Origin of the sequence: Streptomyces sp. NBC_01363 (assembly GCF_026340595.1) — a bacterium.
Classification (GTDB): Bacteria; Actinomycetota; Actinomycetes; order Streptomycetales; family Streptomycetaceae; genus Streptomyces.
Genome location: NZ_JAPEPF010000001.1, coordinates 1,749,679 through 1,768,343 on the forward strand (window position 1 = coordinate 1,749,679; position 18,665 = coordinate 1,768,343).

The following is an 18,665-nucleotide window of genomic DNA, read 5'->3' on the forward strand; positions in this document are numbered from 1 at the left end:
ACAGCACCGTCACCCGAAAGCGTGTTCGGGTGACGGTGCTGTTGACGAGTCTCGGGCGGAGGCTAGAACGCGGCCTCGTCCAGCTCCATCAGCGAGTTGTCGACGGACTCGGCGAGCGCGCGCTCGGCCGAGACGCCCGGCAGGACGTTCGCGGCGAAGAACTTCGCGGCGGCGATCTTGCCCTGGTAGAAGGCGACGTCCTTCGCGGAGGCGTCCCGCAGCTTCTCGGCCGCGACGGCCGCGCCCTTGAGGAGCAGGTAGCCGACGACGACGTCGCCGGAGGCCATCAGCAGGCGGGTGGTGTTGAGGCCCACCTTGTAGATGTTCTTGACGTCCTCGCCGGTCGCGGTCAGGTCGGTGATCATCGTGCCGACGATCGCCTCCAGGTCCACGGCCGCCTTGGCGAGCGAGTCCAGCGCGCCGGCCAGCTCCTCGTTGCCCTGGGCGCCGGCGAGGAACTTCTTGATCTCCTCGGAGAGGGCGTTCAGCGAGGCGCCCTGGTCACGGACGATCTTCCGGAAGAAGAAGTCCTGGCCCTGGATCGCCGTCGTGCCCTCGTACAGCGTGTCGATCTTGGCGTCACGGATGTACTGCTCGATCGGGTACTCCTGGAGGTACCCGGAGCCGCCGAAGGTCTGGAGCGACTGCGCCAGCTGCTCGTAGGACTTCTCGGAGCCGTAGCCCTTCACGATCGGGAGCAGCAGGTCGTTGAGGCCGTGCAGCGCCTTCGCGTCCTCGCCCGCGGCCTCCTTCTCCTGGATCGCGTCCTGGACGGTGGCGGTGTACAGCACCAGGGAGCGCATGCCCTCCGCGTACGCCTTCTGCGTCATGAGGGAGCGGCGCACGTCGGGGTGGTGCGTGATGGTGACCTTGGGGGCGGTCTTGTCCATGAACTGCGACAGGTCGGTGCCCTGGACGCGCTCCTTGGCGTACTCCAGCGCGTTCAGGTAGCCGGTCGACAGGGTGGCGATGGCCTTCGTGCCGACCATCATGCGGGCGAACTCGATGATGCGGAACATCTGGCGGATGCCGTCGTGCTTGTCGCCGATCAGCCAGCCCTTGGCGGGGTGCTGGTCGCCGAAGGTCATCTCGCAGGTGTTGGAGGCCTTGAGGCCCATCTTGTGCTCGACGTTCGTCGCGTACACGCCGTTGCGCTCGCCCAGCTCGCCGGTGGTCCAGTCGAAGTGGAACTTCGGGACCATGAAGAGCGAGAGGCCCTTCGTGCCGGGGCCGGCGCCCTCGGGGCGGGCCAGCACGTAATGGATGATGTTCTCGGACATGTCGTGCTCGCCCGAGGTGATGAAGCGCTTCACACCCTCGATGTGCCAGGAGCCGTCCTCCTGCTCGACGGCCTTCGTGCGGCCCGCGCCGACGTCGGAACCGGCGTCCGGCTCGGTCAGCACCATCGTCGAGCCCCACTGCTTCTCGACGGCGATCCCGGCGATCTTCTTCTGCGCCTCGTTGCCCTCCTCGAAGAGGATGCCGGCGAACGCCGGGCCGGAGGAGTACATCCACACGGCCGGGTTCGAGCCGAGCAGCAGCTCCGCGTAGCCCCAGATCAGGGAGCGCGGCGAGGTGGTGCCGCCGATCTCCTCGGGCAGGCCGAGGCGCCAGTACTCGGAGTCCATGAACGCCTGGTACGACTTCTTGAAGGTCGCCGGGACCGGCGCGGTGTTGGTCTCCGGGTCGAAGACCGGCGGGTTGCGGTCGGCGTCGGCGAAGGAGACGGCCAGCTCGTTCTCCGCGAGGCGGTTGACCTCGTCGAGGATGCTCTTCGCCGTCTCGACGTCCATCTCGGCGAACGGGCCGGTGCCGTACGTCTTGTCGCGCCCGAGGACCTCGAAGAGGTTGAACTCGATGTCGCGGAGATTCGACTTGTAGTGCCCCATGGGAAGGCTCCGTAATCAATAGCAGTGGCGCGCAGCGCCCCGGGACGGGGTGTGGGCCGGGCGGGCGACGAGCTGGCGGTGCGTATATCAGCTGACCTCTCCGATGATGCTACCCGTCAGTAATAAGACGCAACCCCTCAAGGCCCCGATGTGTCCGATTACTCTTTGCGCTATGTACGGCTACGACCAGAACCCGGGTGCACAGCAGCAGATGGGTGGCGGCTACGGCGAGCAGCCGCTGTATCCCGAACCCTCGCCGCCGTCCCTGGGCGACGCGGTACGGGCCTTCACCACCGGCTCGCTGTCCGCCGAGGATTTCCAGCAGATCTTCGCGACGTCGAAGGTCTACTGTCCGCGCGGTGACAACCCCGGGTTCCTGGCGCTGCACAACACCCAGCAGCCGGTGATCCCGATGTTCACCACGCTCAAGGAGTTGCGGCTGTACGCGGGCAAGGAGTCCAAGTACTTCGTGATCACCGGGGCGGAGGTGATCGACCTGCTGCCGACCGGCTACGGCTTCGTCCTCGACATGGAGGGCGAGCACCGCATGGTCTTCGACGCGAAGGCCGTGGAGCAGATGGTCGACTTCGCGATGCGCCGCATGTACGGCTGAGATCCGATCCTTCGAAGGGGCCCGCACCGCTCGGTGCGGGCCCCTTCTGTTGCTCCGGACGGTTGAGGGAATGGATGACCCCTTGCGAGATGTTCACCATTCAACTAAGTTGAAGGGAGAACGATCCCGGAGGTGGCTCCCATGCCCGCAGTGACTGTCGAAAATCCGCTGACCCTGCCCAAGGTCGCCGCCCCGGGCGACGCAGCGGACCGTCCCGTGCTCGCCGTCACCACGGCGCCGAGCGGATTCGAGGGCGAGGGCTTCCCGGTTCGCCGGGCGTTCGCCGGTATCAACTACAAGCACCTCGACCCGTTCATCATGATGGACCAGATGGGCGAGGTGGAGTACGCGGCCGGTGAGCCGAAGGGCACCCCCTGGCACCCGCACCGCGGCTTCGAGACCGTCACGTACCTGATCGACGGAACCTTCGTCCACCAGGACTCCAACGGCGGCGGCGGCACCATCCGGAACGGCGACACCCAGTGGATGACCGCCGGTTCCGGTCTTCTGCACATCGAGGCCCCGCCGGAGTCCCTCGTGATGTCGGGCGGCCTCTTCCACGGCCTCCAGCTCTGGGTCAACCTGCCCAAGGCCGACAAGATGATGGCCCCCCGCTACCAGGACATCCGCGGCGGCCAGGTCCAGCTCCTCGCCTCCCCGGACGGCGGCGCACTGCTCCGCGTCATCGCCGGTGAGCTCGACGGGCACGAGGGCCCCGGCGTCACCCACACCCCGATCACGATGATCCACGCCACCGTGCGCCCCGGCGCCGAGGTGACCCTGCCGTGGCGCGAGGACTTCAACGGACTCGCGTACGTGCTGGCCGGCCGCGGCACCGTCGGCACGGAGCGCCGCCCCGTCCACATGGGGCAGACCGCGGTCTTCGGCGCCGGTTCCGCGCTGACCGTCCGCGCGGACGAGAAGCAGGACGGCAACGCCCCGGACCTGGAGGTCGTGCTGCTCGGCGGCCGTCCGATCCGTGAGCCGATGGCGCACTACGGGCCGTTCGTGATGAACAGCCAGGCCGAACTGAAGCAGGCATTCGAGGACTTCCAGGCCGGCCGCCTCGGCACCGTGCCCGCGGTTCACGGAATGTGACACCCGCAGTCGTAGTGTGACAGTCCGTCATTCATAGAGCCCCACAAGCGGGACATCGCACCCGCGCCGTGATTGGGTGGGAGGGTGCAGAACCAAAATCCCCTCCTGCCCGATGCCGCGCGGCGCACAGCCGCGTGGTGCGGCGTGGTCCTCCTCGTCACCGGGGTCGCCGCAGTCGCCATCTGGCTGTGCGTCATCTTCAAGACCGCGGTCACTCCCGTACTGCTCGCGCTGCTCGGTACGGCGCTGCTCGGTCCGGTGCACCGCTGGCTGACCGCCCGCGGACTGAAGCGCTCGCTCGCCGCGGCGCTCACCTGTGTACTGCTCGTCGCGGTGGTCGGCGGCGCCGGGTACATCGTCGTCACCGCGCTCGTCGACACCGGTGACCAGATCGTCCGGTCGCTGAAGGACACCGCGCAGTGGGTCGTCGACCACTTCGGGATCGGCAAGAACACCAGTGTGGACGACCTGGTGGCCAACGCCCAGAAGCTCGTCGAGAAGTTCGGCGCGAGCGCCGCGGGCGGGCTGCTCTCCGGGCTCAGCCTGGTCGGCTCGCTCATCGCCACCAGCGTCCTCGCCCTCCTGCTGACCTTCTTCTTCCTGCGCGACTCCGACCGGGCCGCGCAGCTCGCCCACTCGGTCGCCCCGCGCGGGACCGGGGAGCTGGTCGAGGCGATGGGGCGGCGGGCCTTCGAGGCCGTCGAGGGCTTCATGCGGGGCACCACGTTCATCGCACTGATCGACGCCCTCTGCATCACCATCGGGCTGCTGATCCTGCGCGTTCCCGGCGCGGTGGGGCTCGGGGCGCTGGTCTTCGTCGGTGCCTACATCCCGTACCTCGGGGCCTTCATCTCGGGCGCCGTCGCGGTCCTGGTCGCACTCGCCGACCGGGGGTTCGTGATCGCGCTCTGGGCGCTGGGGGTCGTGCTCGCCGTGCAGGTGCTGGAGGGCCATGTCCTGCAGCCGGTGATCCAGAGCCGTACGGTGCAGATGCACCCCGCCATGATCATGATCGCGATCACCGCGGGCGCCAGCGTGGCCGGCCTGCTGGGCATGCTGCTCGCGGTCCCGGTCTGCGCGGCGGCCTTCGGCATCCTCGGCGAACTGCGCGGAGATCGTCCGGTGCCGCCGTCCGGGGGCGAACCGGCGGGCGGCGCGTCCGGGTCCTGAGGCCCGGCTCAGCTCCCCGCCCCGGCTCAGCTCCCCGCTCCGGCCTCCGGCCCCGACTCGTACAGCTCGAACCAGATCGACTTCCCGGCCCCCTGCGGATCCACTCCCCACGCGTCGGCGAGCATCTCCATCAGCACCAGCCCCCGGCCGCTGGAGGCCATCTCCCCGGGACGCCGCTTGTGCGGCAGTTCGTCGCTGCCGTCGGACACCTCCACGCGCAGCCGCCGCTCGCCGTGCTCCCCCGTCGCCTGCGCGAGCATCAGCGCGTCCCCGTCCGTGTGGACGAGGACATTGGTGGCCATCTCGGAGATCATCAGCACCGCCGCGTCGACCTGCTCCGGATCCGCCCAGTCGTGCAGCAGGTCCCGCAGCTGCTGCCGGGCCGCCGCGATCCGCTCCGGCTGGGCCTGCGCGATGGTCAGGGCGGTGCGCCGCGGCGCCGGCTGTTTCCGGGTTCCCCCGTCGCACCGGAGCAGGAGCAGCGCGATGTCGTCCTCCCGGCGGTCCGCCAGCGGGCCCGTCGTGTAGTGCGAGGTCGGCCCGTGCACCGCCTGCACGAGGGCGTCGGCGAGCTTCTCCAGGTCGCTCGTGTGCTGCTCCAGGACCGGCCGCAGCCGGTCCCAGCCGGAGAACATGTCGTGGCCGCCGGTCTCGATCAGCCCGTCCGTACAGAGCATGATCGTTTCTCCGGGCTCCAGGGTGAGCCGGCTCGTCGGATAGTCGGCGTCCTCCTCGATGCCGAGCGGCAGTCCGCCCTCGGTCTGGCGGATCATCGCGGTTCCGTCGGCGGTGGTGACCACGGGGTCGGGGTGGCCGGCCCGCGCGATGTCGAGCGTGCCGGACTCCGGGTCGACCTCCGCGTACAGGCAGGTGGCGAAGCGCGGCCCGGTCGTCGCCCCGTTCTCGTACGCGTCGGTGAGCCCGGAGAGGAAGCGCGAGGCGCGCGAGAGCACCGCGTCCGGACGGTGTCCCTCGGAGGCGTACGCGCGCAGCGCGATCCGCAACTGGCCCATCAGCCCGGCGGCCCGCACGTCGTGGCCCTGGACGTCTCCGATGACCAGGGCGATGCGGCCGTTGGGGAGCGGGATCATGTCGTACCAGTCGCCGCCGACCTGGAGCCCGCCGCCGGTCGGGATGTAGCGGGCGGCGACGGTCATCCCCGGGATGTCGGGGCCGAGCGTCGGCATCATCGAGCGCTGGAGCCCCAGCGACAGCTCCCGCTCGGTCTCGGCGACCCCGGCCCGGGTCAGTGCCTGCGCGAGCATCCGGGCCACGGTCGTCAGTACGGACCGCTCGTCCGGCGAGAACGACACCGGGTGCTTGAACCCCGCCATCCACGCGCCCATGGTGTGCCCCGCGACGGTCAGCGGCAGGAAGGCCCAGGACCGGCGCCCGAAACGGCTGGCGAGCGGCCAGGTGACCGGGTAGCGGCGGCCGTAGTCCTCGGGCGACGGGAGATAGATCGCCCGCCCCGTCCGTACGACCTCGGCGGCCGGGTAGTCGGTCTCCAGCGACATGTCGGTGAACGGGTCCTCGTCGCCGACGCTGTGTCCGTGGTGCCCGATGATCGTCAGCCGCTCGCCCGCGATGCCGAAGACCGCCAGGCCGTCCGGCGAGAAACCCGGCATGGAGAGCGAGGCGGCGACCCGCAGCACCTCCGCGGTCGACCTGGCCTCGGCCAGCGCACGGCCCGCGTCCAGCAGGAAGGCCTCGCGTGAGCGGCGCCAGTCCCCGGTGATGGGGGTGTGCGCCCCGGCGGTGCCGGGCTGCGGTTCGGCGACTTCCTGAAGGGTGCCGACCAGTACGTAGTCCGCGCCGCTCGCCACCTCGACCGGGAGCGGCTTGGAGCGGCTGCGCACCGTGCGCAGCACCCGGCCGCTCCCGTCGACGATCCGCAGCCGGGCCTCGGCGAGGGTGCCCTCGGCGCGGGCGAGATTCACCACTCCGTAGATCTCGTTCCAGTCGACGGGGTGGAAACGGGAACGCACCGCGGACTCGCGGAAGACACCGGCCGCGGCGGGCAGCTCCAGCAGCCGGGCCGCCTCCGCATCGAGCGTGACGGTCCCGGCTGCGTTGTCCCAGCGCCATAGACCGGTCGCGGTCGCGGCCAGGACGTCCTCGGTGCGCATTGCCCCACTTTAAGAAGATCTGCTCCGCGAACGCCAGCGAGGGGTGGCCTCTTCGGCCTCCGGATGATCTTGAAATGTCAATGTCAATGATTCGGTGCGGGTGCGGGCGGTAGCCTGGGGTGGCTGAATCCACCCCGAACCGCGAAGACTGGATGAACGACGATGCATCGGTACAGGTCCCACACCTGCGGCGAGCTCCGCGCCTCTGACGTCGGCACCGACGTCCGACTGAGCGGCTGGCTGCACAATCGCCGAGACCTGGGTGGCATCCTCTTCATCGATCTGCGCGACCACTACGGTCTGGTGCAGCTCGTCGCCCGCCCCGGCACCCCCGGCAACGAGGCGCTGGCGAAGCTCACCAAGGAGACCGTCGTACGGATCGACGGCAAGGTCTCCGCGCGCGGCGCCGACAACGTGAACCCGGAGCTCCCGACCGGCGAGATCGAGATCGAGGTCACCGAGGTCGAGGTGCTGGGCGAGGCCGCCCCGCTGCCCTTCACGATCAACGCCGAGGACGGGGTCAACGAGGAGCGGCGCCTGGAGTACCGCTTCCTCGATCTGCGCCGCGAGCGCATGCACCGCAACATCATGCTGCGCTCGGCGGTCATCGCCGCCATCCGCGCCAAGATGGTGGCCCTCGGCTTCAACGAGATGGCGACCCCGATCCTCACCGCGACCTCCCCCGAGGGCGCCCGTGACTTCGTCGTCCCGTCCCGTCTGAACCCGGGCAAGTTCTACGCCCTGCCCCAGGCCCCGCAGCAGTTCAAGCAGCTGCTGATGATCTCCGGCTTCGACCGCTACTTCCAGATCGCGCCGTGCTTCCGCGACGAGGACGCCCGCGCGGACCGTTCGCCCGGCGAGTTCTACCAGCTCGACGTCGAGATGTCGTTCGTCGAGCAGGAGGACGTCTTCCGGCCGATCGAGAAGCTGATGACCGAGCTCTTCGAGGAGTTCGGCAACGGCCGCCACGTCACCTCGCCGTTCCCGCGCATCCCGTTCCGCGAGTCGATGCTGAAGTACGGCAACGACAAGCCCGACCTGCGCGCCAAGCTGGAACTGGTCGACATCTCCGATGTCTTCGCCGACTCGGAGTTCAAGGCGTTCGCCGGCAAGCACGTCCGCGCCCTCCCGGTCCCGGACACCGCGGGCCAGTCCCGGAAGTTCTTCGACGGCCTCGGCGACTACGCCGTCCAGCACGGCGCCAAGGGCCTGGCCTGGGTCCGCGTCGGCGAGGACGGCACCCTGGCGGGACCGATCGCCAAGTTCCTCACCGAGACGGACATCAAGACCCTCACCGAGCGTCTCTCCCTCGTCCCCGGCCACGCGGTCTTCTTCGGCGCGGGCGAGTTCGACGAGGTCTCCAAGATCATGTCCGCCGTCCGCGTCGAGGCCGCCAAGCGCGCCGGCCACTTCGAGGAGGGCGTCTTCCGGTTCTGCTGGGTCGTCGACTTCCCGATGTACGAGAAGGACGAGGACACCGGCAAGATCGACTTCTCGCACAACCCCTTCTCGATGCCCCAGGGCGGCCTGAAGGACCTGGAGGAGAAGGACCCGCTGGACATCCTCGCCTGGCAGTACGACATCGTCTGCAACGGCATCGAGCTGTCCTCCGGCGCCATCCGCAACCACGAGCCCGAGCTGATGCTCAAGGCCTTCGAGATCGCCGGTTACGACCGCGAGACCGTCGAGCACGAGTTCGCGGGCATGCTCCGCGCCTTCCGCCTCGGCGCCCCGCCGCACGGCGGCATCGCCCCGGGCGTCGACCGCATCGTGATGCTGCTGGCCGACGAGCCCAACATCCGCGAGACGATCGCCTTCCCGCTCAACGGCAACGCCCAGGACCTGATGATGGGCGCTCCGACGGAGCTGGACGAGACCCGCCTGCGCGAGCTGAACATCCAGCTCCGCAAGCCGGCCGCGTCGGTGAAGGAAAAGGCGGACGCCAAGGATTCCGTGGCGAGGGACACCGGCGCGAAGTAAGCGTCACCGGTTCCGCTTCGGTTCCACGTGAAACATCCCCCGGCCGCCCCAGGCCGGGGGATGTTTCACGTCCGGGGCCGCCTCATGTCGCGTTCAGGGCCACCGTCGGGTGCAGACGGGAGGCGCGGATCGCCGGGTAGAGGCCCGCGACCACGCCGATCAGGAGCGTGGCGGCCAGGCCGCCCGCCAGGGACCAGGGTGGGACCACCGCCGTCCACCCCTGGACCCGCGCGAAGCCGTACGTCGTCGCCGCGCCCAGCAGCGCGCCGGTCGCCCCGCCCAGCGCCGACAGCAGCAGCGACTCGGTCAGGAACTGGAGCCGGATCGCGCCCCGGGTCGCGCCCAGCGAGCGGCGCAGGCCGATCTCCTGACGGCGCTCCAGGACGGAGATGACCATGGTGTTGGCGACGCCCACCCCGCCGACCAGAAGGGCCACCGCGCCCAGGCCGAGCATCAGGGTCGTCAGGCCCTTGTCGGTGGCGGCCTTGGCGGCCAGCGCGTCCGAGGGCCGGGAGACCTTGATGCCCGCCTCCCCGCCGGGGCTGATGGTGCGGGCCAGGATCGCCCGTACGTCCGCCACCGAGGCGTCCGTGGAGCGCTCGAAGATGGTGGTGGGGTGACCGTCGAAGTGGAAGTAGCGCTCGGCGGCGGGGAACCCGACCATGGCCACCCGGTCCAGGTTGGGGAACAGTTCGAGCGGTTCGAGGATGCCGACGACGGCCACGCGGGTGTCGTTCATCATGATCGTCTCGCCGGTACGGGTGACGCCGAGACGTTCCGCGGCCACCGCGCCGAGGACCGTCGTCGGGAGGCGTTCGCCGGCCGGGTTCAGCCAGGCGCCCTTGTCGACCTCACCGCCGAGCGCGGACAGCAGGTCGGTGCGGACCGCCTGGGCGGTGACGCCCGCGGTGCGCTCCTCGGGGACCACGTCGCTGCGGCGGATGCGGGCGTCGATGTCCGCGGTGGCCGTGGCGTGCTGGACCGGGCCGACGCGCTCGACCATCGCGACCGCGTTCTTGGGGAGCTTGATCTCCTGCCCCATGGCGTCCTTGCCCGCCTCGGCGGTGAGGAGGTTGGTGCCGAGGCGGTCGAGCCGGGCCATCAGGTCAGCGCGGCTCGACTCGGACAGCCCGACGACCGCGACCATGGTCGCGATACCGATGGCGATGCCGAGCGCCGAGAGCACCACACGCGCTCGTCGCGCGCGCAGGCCGACCGAGCCGACGCGCAGGACGTCGCGGGGGGAGAGGCGGGCGGGCCTGAGGTCGTTCTTCATGGACCGGCCTCTTTCGTACGCGAGTCGAAGTGCGTGCCGGACTGCATGCCGGACCGCGCGCCGACGTGCGTGCCGGACCGCGTGCCGGACCGCGAGTCGATGTGCGCGCCGGACCGCATGTCCGAGACGATCTCGCCGTCCCTGAAGCGGACCCGGCGCGGCAGCGAGTCCGCGATCTCGTTGTCGTGGGTGATCACGCAGATGGTGGTGCCGGACGCGTTCAGCTCGTGCAGCAGCTCCATGACGAGCTCGCCGGACGCGGTGTCCAGTGCCCCGGTCGGTTCGTCGGCCAGCAGCAGCCGGGGGTCTCCCACCAGGGCGCGGGCGATGGCCACGCGCTGCTTCTCGCCGCCGGACAGCTCGTTCGGCGTGTGCGAGCGGCGGTGGTCCAGCCGCACCTTGGCGAGCGCCTCGCGCGCACGCGTACGCCGTTCCTTCAGCGGGACGCCCGCGTACAGCAGCCCGTCGGCGACGTTGTCCACCGCGTCGCGGCCCGCCGCCAGGTGGAAGTGCTGGAACACGAAGCCGATGTGGCGGGCGCGCAGTGCGGAGAGCCGGGAGTCGGAGAGCTCGGACACGTCGTATCCGGCGATCCGGACGGTGCCCGTGGTGGGCTTGTCGAGGGTGCCCATGATGTTGAGCATCGTGGACTTGCCGGAGCCGGACGGGCCGACGACGGCGATCAGTTCGCCCTCCTCGACGGTGAGATCCACTCCGCGCAGGGCGTGGACGCCGCCGGGGTACGACTTGGTGGCGTCCCGCAGTTCGATCACCGGGGGCGGCGTCATGACTTCGCCACTCCGACCTTCAGGCCCTCGCGCACGTCCGGGCCGCTGACCTCGATCTGCCCGTCGGCGGTCATGCCCGTCTCCACCCGCACCATTCGCGACGTGGCGCCCTCGACGACCTGGAGGCCGTAGCCGCCGTTCTCGCCGCGCAGGGCGACGACCGCCTCGACGGGGACCGCGAGGACCCCCTTGTGCGCCTCGCTGACGAACTTCACGCTCGCCGACGCCCTGGTGTCCTCGCCGGACGCGGCGCCCGCCCCGCCGTCCAGGACGACCTCGACGGTGATGCCGTCCTCGGCGACCGCGTCGCCCCCGGGCGCGGACGTCTCCGGGCGCACCGTCCCGGTGACCTTGCCGGCCACGGTCTTCCCGCTCGGCAGGGTGACCTCGACCCTGGTGCCCCGCGAGGTGAGCGCGCCGTCGGTCTGGTCGAGCTGCGCCCGTACGACGGGCTTGGTGGAGGCGACCGTCAGGACCGGCCCGTCCGGGCCGACCTGGTCGGCGAGCGCCGCGTCGGCGGAGACCACCTTGACCGGGCCGGGCTGGAAGACGACGTCGCCCCTGCCGACCCTGCCGGTGGCTTCGCGGTTCAGGGACTTCTGCCACTGCTCGACGGCGGCCTCGGTGTCCTTGTCGTACCGGACATCGACGTACAGCCGCGACCCGTAACCCAGGTCACGCAGATTGCGCTCCAGCTGGAGCACGTCGCTGCCCCGGTCGCCGGCCTTCATCTCGCGGAACATCGGGACCGGCCCGTAGAGGAGGGTGACGGGCTTGTCGTTCAGCTCGTACAGCGCCTGCCCCATGGTCAGCGTCCGCCCCTCGGAGGCGGCCACCGTGACGGTGCCCTCGACGGCGGACTTGACGGCTCGGCGCTGCGCGAAGTCGAGCCTGCCGTCGACCGTCTTGGACTGCACGAGGTCGGTGCGTACGACGGCCGCGGTGGCGGGCGGCAGGTCGCCGCCCTTCCCGGAGGCGCCCGCGTCGCCGCCGTCACCGAGGAACAGGACGCCCCCGGTGACGGCGGCGACGGCCACCGCGCCGAGCGCGAGGAGTGCGGTGCGGTGCTTCACTGCATGCCGTCCAGACCGTCGAGCAGCTTCGACCTGCACGCCTCGCGGGCCTTCTTGTACGTCGGCGAGGCCGTGTCGATGGCCGGGGACGCCGGGTTCGGGTCGCCGCCCGGCTGGGCGTTGCCGCCGCTCATGGTCGGGTTGGTGAACCGGGAGACGCCGTTGTCCCGCATGCACTTGGCGTGCGCGAGCATCGACTCGTAGGCCTTCTGCTCGTCGCGCTCGGGCTCGGCCGCCATGGCGGCCTGCAGCTCGGCCACGCAGGCACCGTTCCTGCCGCCCTTGATGCCCTCGTTGCGGCCCGGCTGGGAGCCGATCTCATTGACCTTGTCCCAGTTGAGGTAGCCGCTGAGCGTGGGGTCGGGGAAGTCCTTGTAGCCGCCCTTGACGCGCATGCACTGGACGTACTTCACCTGGGCGTCGTAGAAGGCGCTCTTGGCCGCGGGCGGGGCGCTCGGTTTGTTCCCGTCCTTCCCGTCCTTCGCCGTCGGCGCGGCCGGAACGTCGGCGATGGCGTCGTCCTTCTTCGCCGCGCCCGCGCCGTCGTCACCGCCGCCGCAGGCGACGGAGAGGGCGAGCACGGGCAGGGCCACGAGGGCGGCCATGCGCAGCCGGGCGGTGGCGCGGGGGTTCGTGCGGGGATTCGTGCGCGGGTTCGTCCTGAGGAAGGTCATGCGCCGTACGCTCGCCGCCGCAGATGATGGCCCGTCCATGGCCACATGATGGGAACGTAACAATGGCCCCGGCCTGCACCTTCGCCCCCGTGCACAGCAGACGGAAATGGTCCGGGCGTGCCCATAATCGGCCCCATGCCGCATGTATTGCTCATCGAGGACGACGCGTCCGTACGGGACGGGATGGAGCTCGTGCTGCGCCGGCACGGGTACGGCGTGGACACCGCCGCCACCGGCGAGCAGGCCCTCGCCCTGCTGGCCGGGGAGCGGGGCGCCCGGATCGAACTGGCCGTGCTGGACCTGATGCTGCCCGGCATGGACGGCTTCGAGGTGTGCCGCCGCATCCGCGCCCGCTCGGCGACCCTGCCGGTCATCATGCTGACCGCGCGCGGCGACGACCAGGACATCGTGACCGGTCTGGAGGCAGGCGCCGACGACTACGTCGTCAAGCCCGTCACCGCCCCCGTCCTGGAGGCCCGGATCCGGGCCGCGCTGCGGCGCGCGGAACCGTCCGGGCAGGCGCAGGGGGCCGACGCCGACCTCGCCGGGCTGGTGATCGACCGCGCCGGACTGACCGTCACCAAGCACGGCGTCCCGGTCCCGCTGCCGCCCACCGAGCTGCGGCTGCTGCTGGAGCTGTCGGCCTCCCCCTGCCGGGTCTTCAGCCGCGAGCAGCTCCTCGAATCCGTCTGGGACCACACCTTCCTGGGCGACTCCCGGCTGGTGGACGCCGCGGTCGGCCGGCTGCGGGCCAAGCTGGAGGACGTACCGGCCAAGCCCCGCTACGTCCAGACGGTGCGGGGCTTCGGCTACCGCTTCGGGCCGCTGTGAACCGTACGGACGCCGCTGTGAACCACGCGGACAAGGAACGGCGCGCCGCCGCCCCGCGGAGGCGCTCGTGGCGCCTCGTCGGCGGGCTGCGCACCCGGCTCGTCGTCACCTTCGTCGTCGTCGCCCTCATCAGCGCGGTGACCGCGACCGCCCTCGCCTACCGGGACGCCCGCACCGCCGTCCTCCAGCGCACCCAGAACGCGGCCGTGAACGACGTCCGGGAGCGGGTCGGCGCGGTGGCCGCCGACTTCGACGTACCGCCCGACCAGCGGTCGCTGTCCCGGTTCGCGGCGAAGGTGTCGGAGGGCATCGGCGGGAAGATCGTGGTCGCCCGCTACCAGGACCTGTCCGCCGTCTCCGACTCGCTCGCCGACACCACGTCCCGGATCACCGTCGAGCTGCGCACCGCCGTGATGACCGGCGACGACGCCAAGTTCCAGCGGGTGCGGTGGCGGGGCGAGCCCTATCTGGTCGTCGGCATGCCCGTGACGTACGCCGACGGGGACCGCAGCACCTCCGGTCTCGAGGTCTACGCGATCACCGATCTGCGGGCCGAGCGCGACGACACGGCCGCCCTGCTGGACTCCGTGCGGGCGGGCATCGCGCCGGTGGTGCTGCTGGCCGCCGTCCTGGCCCTGCTGGCCGCGGGGACGGTCCTGCGTCCGGTACGGAAGCTGGGCCGGGCCACCCGCGAGCTGGCGGCCGGAGACCTCGGCACCCGGGTCGCCGTCACCGGGCACGACGAACTCGCCGACCTGGCGCGGACGTTCAACGAGACCGCCGACGCGCTCCAGGCCTCCGACACGGATCTGCGCGAGCAGGAGGCGAAGGCGCGCCGCTTCGTGGCGGACGTGTCGCACGAACTGCGCACGCCCCTCGCGGCGATGACGATGGTGGCGACGGTCCTGGAGGAGGACGCCGACCAGCTGCCGCCGGACGCGGCACGGGCGGCCCGCACCGTCGGCGCGGAGACGGCACGGCTGTCCCGGCTGGTCGAGGACCTGATGGAGATCTCCCGCTTCGACGCCAAGGCGGTACGGCTGAACGCGGCCGAGACCGACCTCGCCGACACCGTACGGGCGTCGCTGGCGCTGCGCGGCTGGACGGACCGGGTACGGACGGACCTCGACGAGGACGTACGGGCGGTGGTCGACCGGCGCCGGATCGACGTGATCGTCGCGAATCTGGTGGGCAACGCGCTGCGGCACGGCGCCCCGCCGGTCACCGTGACCCTCACGACGGCCCTCGCGGCGGACGGCGAGTGGGTGGTCCTGTCCGTCGCCGACCACGGCCCGGGGCTGCCGCCGGAGGCGGGCGAGCGGGTCTTCGACCGGTTCTACAAGGGGGACACGGCCCGCACGCGCGGCGCGGCCGACGACAGCGGACAGGGAAGCGGCCTCGGCATGGCGATCGCACTGGAGAACGCCCGGCTGCACGGCGGCACGATCGAGGTGGCCGATGCGGCGGACGCGGCGGATGCCGCCGATGGGACGCGGCGCGGCGCGGTGTTCACACTGCGGCTGCCCCTGCGACGTACCGGAGAGGACACGGAGTGAAGTTCCGACAGGGGATCGCGGTCGCCGCACTGGGGACCGCCCTCATGGGCTGCGGCGTCCAGCCGACCGGGGTGATAGGCGCGGGCGAGCCCGCGTCCGGGCTGACGCGCGGCATGCGGCTGTACTACGCCTCCGCCGACGGGCTGCGCGCGGTGCCCCTGATCGACAAGAAGGTCGACGACCTCAACGGCGTGCTGAAGCTGCTCGGCGCGCCGCTGCCACCCGCCGAGCAGAGCGGCGGGCTCACCTCCCTCGTCCACCTCGGCGGCTACTCGGTGACCGGTTCGGGCACCCGGGTCACGGTGCGCCTGGAGGGCTTCTACGGGGAGTCGGGACGCGACCAGGCCACGGGCCAGCTGGTGTGCACGCTGGCGCGCGCCCAGTCCGTGCTCGAACCGAAGGTCAGGACCGACGACGTCGAGGTCACCCTGCGACCCTCCGAGGGCGCCGCGCTGGGTCCCTACCGGTGCGCGGAGTTCCTCGACGGGTGAGGCGGGTCACCGGTTCCGCACGGGACGACGGAGGAGACGAACCGTGAGATCCGGCCGCGCAAGGGTCGGTACGCGACTGCGGCCGGCATCGCCACCGATCCCTGACCCGTGATCAGACCTAGTTTCCCCACGGAGAGGAAGGGCCCGGAACCTACACGCAAGAAACGGTTCCGGGCCGCTTCGGCGCGCGTGTCCGGCGGACGGTACAGCCGTATGGCCCCCGTGCGGATTCGCGCTCGTGCAGCGCGGCGTTAACTGGGGTCGGCGGCAAGAGGCGTGACGGGGAGCTCGCCCGTGCTGCCGTCACCCCACCGATGCTGAGGAGTTCCCGTGTCCGTTTCCCGCCCGTCGGCCGTCCGGCGTCCCCCGTACGCCGTCCAGGTCGGTGCCTGTGCCGCCGCGCTGCTGGCGCTCACCGCCTGCGGCGACACCCCCGGGACCTCCGCCCCCCGGAGCCCCGCCGTCCGGGCGAGCGCCACGGTCTCCTCCGGTGTCGCGGGCCCACCGGCCGAGCGGGCACGGAGACGGGCCGCCCCGGCGCCGCAGGCACCGGTCGTCCGGCCGCGCGAGATCCCCGCGCTGGGGCCGAAGACCCGGGCCGCGATTCCGGCGGGCGCCAAACAGGTCTTCGTCGTCATCGGTGACGCCTACAACTCCAGCCTGTCCACCGCGGTCCTCTACACCCGCGACAACCCGGCCCTGGGCTGGCTGCCCGTCACGACCCGCTGGCCGGCCCACAACGCGCTGAACGGCTGGACCGACGAGCACTGGGAGGGCGACCTCCGCACCCCGGTCGGGGTCTACGGGCTGACGTACGCGGGCGGTCTGTTCGACCCTCCCGAAACGGCGTTCCCCTACGACCGGAATCCGATGTTCTCGGTGAGCGGCGAGGGCTTCGACGGGGAGCCGCTCGAAGGGTCCTTCGACTACGTCGTCGCCGTCGACTACAACCGGACCCCCGGCGTCACCCCCCTGGACCCGGAACGTCCGCTCGGCCAGGAGCGCGGCGGCGGCATCTGGATCCACGTCGACCACGGCGGCCCGACCCAGGGCTGCATCTCGCTCCCCCCGGACCGGATGCGGGAACTCCTGAGCACCCTCGACCCGGCGAAGAAGCCGGTCGTCGTGATGGGGGACGCGGAGGCACTGGAGCGGTGAACGGGATACGGGCCGTGAGACGGGCCCGTACGCTGGAGGCCCGCCGGGTTCCGTAGGAGGCAGTGATATCACCGTGGTCGAGAGTCCGCTGACCCGGGACGGAGCACACGCGGCAGCACGGCGAAGGGCGGGACCGACAGCGCGGTCCCGCCCTTCGCCGTATGTGTGTCAGCGCTGCTTACGCCGACTTCTCCTCCAGGCGCGGGAAGAGCACCGCGCCCTTCGTCACCGTCGCGCCCGCCGGGAGCCGGCCCCAGGTGCCCGCGTCCTGCACGCGCTGCTCGGCCAGCGCGCCCAGGGACTCCTCGGCGCCCAGTGACTCCCACAGCTTCTGCGAGGTCTCCGGCATCACGGCGTTCAGCAGGACCGCGACACCGCGCAGCGACTCGGCGGCCGTGTAGAGGATCGTCGCGAGGCGGGCCTGGCCCTCGGGGGAAGTGTCCTTGGCGACCTTCCAGGGCTCCTGCTCCGTGATGTAGCCGTTGACCTGCTTCACGAAGTCGAAGATCGCCAGGATGCCGGCCTGGAAGTCCAGCTCCTCGCCGATCTTCTCGTCGGCCGTGGCGACGGCCTTCGCCAGACCCTCCTGGACCGCCGTCTCGGCGTCACCCGACGCGGTGGCCGCCGGGAGCGCTCCGCCGAAGTACTTGCCGACCATGGCCGCGACGCGCGAGGCGAGGTTGCCGTAGTCGTTGGCGAGCTCGGAGGTGTAGCGGGCGGAGAAGTCCTCCCAGGAGAACGAGCCGTCGCTGCCGAACGCGATGGCGCGCAGGAAGTACCAGCGGTACGCGTCCACGCCGAAGTGCGAGGTCAGGTCCTGCGGCTTGATGCCCGTCAGGTTCGACTTCGACATCTTCTCGCCGCCGACCATCAGCCAGCCGTTGGCCGCGACCCGGCCCGGCAGCGGCAGACCCTGCGCCATCAGCATCGCGGGCCAGATCACCGCGTGGAAGCGGAGGATGTCCTTGCCCACCAGGTGCACGTTCGCGGGGAAGGTGCCGTCGAACTTCTCCTGGTTGGCGCCGTAGCCGACCGCCGTGGCGTAGTTCAGCAGGGCGTCGACCCACACGTAGATGACGTGCTTCTCGTCCCACGGCACCGGGACGCCCCAGTCGAAGGTCGAGCGGGAGATGGAGAGGTCCTGGAGGCCCTGCTTGACGAAGTTCACGACCTCGTTGCGGGCGGACTCGGGCTGGATGAAGCCCGGGTTGTTCGCGTAGAACTCCATCAGCTTCGGGCCGTAGGCGCTCAGCTTGAAGAAGTAGTTCTCCTCCTTGAGGATCTCCACCGGCTTCTTGTGGATCGGGCACAGCTTGACGCCGTTCTCGTCCTCCACGAGGTCGCCGGGGAGCTTGTACTCCTCGCAGCCCACGCAGTAGGGGCCCTCGTAGCCGCCCTTGTAGATCTCACCCTTGTCGTACAGGTCCTGCACGAACTCCTGCACCCGGTCGGTGTGGCGCTTCTCCGTCGTACGGATGAAGTCGTCGTTCGCGATGTTCAGGTGCTCCCAGAGGGGCTTCCATGCCTCCTCGACGAGCTTGTCGCACCACTCCTGGGGCGTGACGTCGTTCGCCTCGGCAGTGCGCATGATCTTCTGACCGTGCTCGTCCGTGCCGGTGAGGTACCACACCTTCTCGCCGCGCTGGCGGTGCCAGCGCGTGAGCACGTCGCCTGCGACGGTCGTGTAGGCGTGGCCCAGGTGAGGAGCGTCGTTGACGTAGTAGATGGGGGTCGATACGTAGAAACTCTTCACGCCGTCGCCCCCTTGCTTCTCGGATCCAGTGGCCGCCATGGTCGAAATCCTAACGGCCTGCGGGAGATCAACTCACACCGATAAACCCGGCCACGGGCATGGAGACCTTTGCGAAACATCCCTTCCCGTAACAAAGACGCATCCTGGGAGGGAGTGGACACGCGTGTACGAGGCAGGGGACATCAC

At 70.6% G+C, this 18,665-nt stretch carries 15 protein-coding genes; 8 read left to right on the top strand and 7 right to left on the bottom strand.

The annotated features are described in order from the left end of the window. Positions 1-62: 62 nt before the first annotated feature. Positions 63-1,889, bottom strand: coding sequence for an acyl-CoA dehydrogenase (locus OG611_RS08245; RefSeq protein ID WP_266417004.1), 1,827 nt, complete (start codon positions 1,887-1,889; stop codon positions 63-65). Between the two features lie 172 nt (positions 1,890-2,061). On the opposite strand from OG611_RS08245, the gene OG611_RS08250 reads away from it, so the two are divergent. The 3 genes from OG611_RS08250 to OG611_RS08260 all read left to right on the top strand — a co-directional run bounded on the left by OG611_RS08250 (position 2,062) and on the right by OG611_RS08260 (position 4,770). After that, entirely contained in the window at positions 2,062-2,502 is a 441-nt protein-coding gene (locus OG611_RS08250) for an SseB family protein (protein ID WP_072487501.1), read from the top strand. Positions 2,503-2,643: 141 nt separating this feature from the next. Then, positions 2,644-3,600 carry a pirin family protein gene (locus tag OG611_RS08255; RefSeq protein WP_266417008.1) on the top strand — a complete coding sequence of 319 codons (957 nt, stop codon included), beginning with the start codon at positions 2,644-2,646 and terminating at the stop codon, positions 3,598-3,600. 84 nt (positions 3,601-3,684) lie between these two features. Next, entirely contained in the window at positions 3,685-4,770 is a 1,086-nt protein-coding gene (locus OG611_RS08260) for an AI-2E family transporter (protein WP_266417010.1), read from the top strand. Positions 4,771-4,796: 26 nt separating this feature from the next. On the opposite strand, the gene OG611_RS08265 is transcribed toward OG611_RS08260, so the two are convergent. After that, positions 4,797-6,899, bottom strand: coding sequence for a SpoIIE family protein phosphatase (locus OG611_RS08265; protein ID WP_266417011.1), 2,103 nt, complete (start codon positions 6,897-6,899; stop codon positions 4,797-4,799). A gap of 162 nt (positions 6,900-7,061) precedes the next feature. On the opposite strand from OG611_RS08265, the gene aspS reads away from it, so the two are divergent. After that, positions 7,062-8,879: an aspartate--tRNA ligase gene (gene aspS, locus OG611_RS08270; protein WP_266417013.1), complete on the top strand. Its 1,818-nt coding sequence runs from the start codon at positions 7,062-7,064 to the stop codon at positions 8,877-8,879. A gap of 82 nt (positions 8,880-8,961) precedes the next feature. Here the strand turns inward: aspS and OG611_RS08275 are convergent, their stop codons facing one another. The 4 genes from OG611_RS08275 to OG611_RS08290 are packed head-to-tail and all read right to left on the bottom strand — an operon-like array spanning position 8,962 to position 12,690. Beyond that, positions 8,962-10,155, bottom strand: a complete 1,194-nt coding sequence (locus tag OG611_RS08275) for an ABC transporter permease (protein ID WP_266417014.1) — start codon at positions 10,153-10,155, stop codon at positions 8,962-8,964. After that, entirely contained in the window at positions 10,152-10,943 is a 792-nt protein-coding gene (locus OG611_RS08280) for an ABC transporter ATP-binding protein (RefSeq protein WP_266417015.1), read from the bottom strand. The genes OG611_RS08275 and OG611_RS08280 overlap by 4 nt, the downstream gene beginning before the upstream one ends. Beyond that, entirely contained in the window at positions 10,940-12,016 is a 1,077-nt protein-coding gene (locus tag OG611_RS08285) for a peptidoglycan-binding domain-containing protein (protein ID WP_266417016.1), read from the bottom strand. The genes OG611_RS08280 and OG611_RS08285 overlap by 4 nt, the downstream gene beginning before the upstream one ends. Beyond that, on the bottom strand, positions 12,013-12,690 hold the full coding sequence (locus OG611_RS08290) for a hypothetical protein (protein WP_266417017.1): 678 nt from the start codon (positions 12,688-12,690) through the stop codon (positions 12,013-12,015). Before OG611_RS08290 ends, OG611_RS08285 begins: the two co-directional genes overlap by 4 nt. Positions 12,691-12,825: 135 nt before the next feature. On the opposite strand from OG611_RS08290, the gene OG611_RS08295 reads away from it, so the two are divergent. From OG611_RS08295 to OG611_RS08310, 4 genes are all read left to right on the top strand, one after another. After that, positions 12,826-13,521, top strand: a complete 696-nt coding sequence (locus OG611_RS08295) for a response regulator transcription factor (RefSeq protein WP_266417019.1) — start codon at positions 12,826-12,828, stop codon at positions 13,519-13,521. Between the two features lie 17 nt (positions 13,522-13,538). Further along, positions 13,539-15,077 (top strand): HAMP domain-containing sensor histidine kinase, encoded by a 1,539-nt coding sequence (locus tag OG611_RS08300; protein ID WP_266417022.1) that lies wholly within the window; start codon positions 13,539-13,541, stop codon positions 15,075-15,077. Beyond that, positions 15,074-15,568: a hypothetical protein gene (locus OG611_RS08305; RefSeq protein ID WP_266417024.1), complete on the top strand. Its 495-nt coding sequence runs from the start codon at positions 15,074-15,076 to the stop codon at positions 15,566-15,568. Before OG611_RS08300 ends, OG611_RS08305 begins: the two co-directional genes overlap by 4 nt. Before the next feature lie 330 nt (positions 15,569-15,898). Then, complete coding sequence (locus OG611_RS08310) at positions 15,899-16,726, top strand: L,D-transpeptidase family protein (RefSeq protein ID WP_266417026.1); 828 nt, start codon at positions 15,899-15,901, stop codon at positions 16,724-16,726. Positions 16,727-16,904: 178 nt separating this feature from the next. On the opposite strand, the gene metG is transcribed toward OG611_RS08310, so the two are convergent. Then, a complete protein-coding gene (gene metG, locus OG611_RS08315) occupies positions 16,905-18,518 on the bottom strand; it encodes a methionine--tRNA ligase (RefSeq protein ID WP_266417029.1) in 1,614 nt (537 codons plus the stop codon). Positions 18,519-18,665: the final 147 nt, after the last annotated feature.

What these genes read in the sequence shown, in the direction of transcription:
- OG611_RS08275 (WP_266417014.1), bottom strand. Translation starts at nt 10,155, where the DNA reads ATGAAGAACGACCTCAGGCCCGCCCGCCTCTCCCCCCGCGACGTCCTG.
- OG611_RS08295 (WP_266417019.1), top strand. Translation starts at nt 12,826, where the DNA reads ATGCCGCATGTATTGCTCATCGAGGACGACGCGTCCGTACGGGACGGG.
- OG611_RS08265 (WP_266417011.1), bottom strand. Translation starts at nt 6,899, where the DNA reads ATGCGCACCGAGGACGTCCTGGCCGCGACCGCGACCGGTCTATGGCGC.
- OG611_RS08245 (WP_266417004.1), bottom strand. Translation starts at nt 1,889, where the DNA reads ATGGGGCACTACAAGTCGAATCTCCGCGACATCGAGTTCAACCTCTTC.
- aspS (WP_266417013.1), top strand. Translation starts at nt 7,062, where the DNA reads ATGCATCGGTACAGGTCCCACACCTGCGGCGAGCTCCGCGCCTCTGAC.
- metG (WP_266417029.1), bottom strand. Translation starts at nt 18,518, where the DNA reads ATGGCGGCCACTGGATCCGAGAAGCAAGGGGGCGACGGCGTGAAGAGT.
- OG611_RS08250 (WP_072487501.1), top strand. Translation starts at nt 2,062, where the DNA reads ATGTACGGCTACGACCAGAACCCGGGTGCACAGCAGCAGATGGGTGGC.
- OG611_RS08290 (WP_266417017.1), bottom strand. Translation starts at nt 12,690, where the DNA reads ATGACCTTCCTCAGGACGAACCCGCGCACGAATCCCCGCACGAACCCC.
- OG611_RS08280 (WP_266417015.1), bottom strand. Translation starts at nt 10,943, where the DNA reads ATGACGCCGCCCCCGGTGATCGAACTGCGGGACGCCACCAAGTCGTAC.
- OG611_RS08255 (WP_266417008.1), top strand. Translation starts at nt 2,644, where the DNA reads ATGCCCGCAGTGACTGTCGAAAATCCGCTGACCCTGCCCAAGGTCGCC.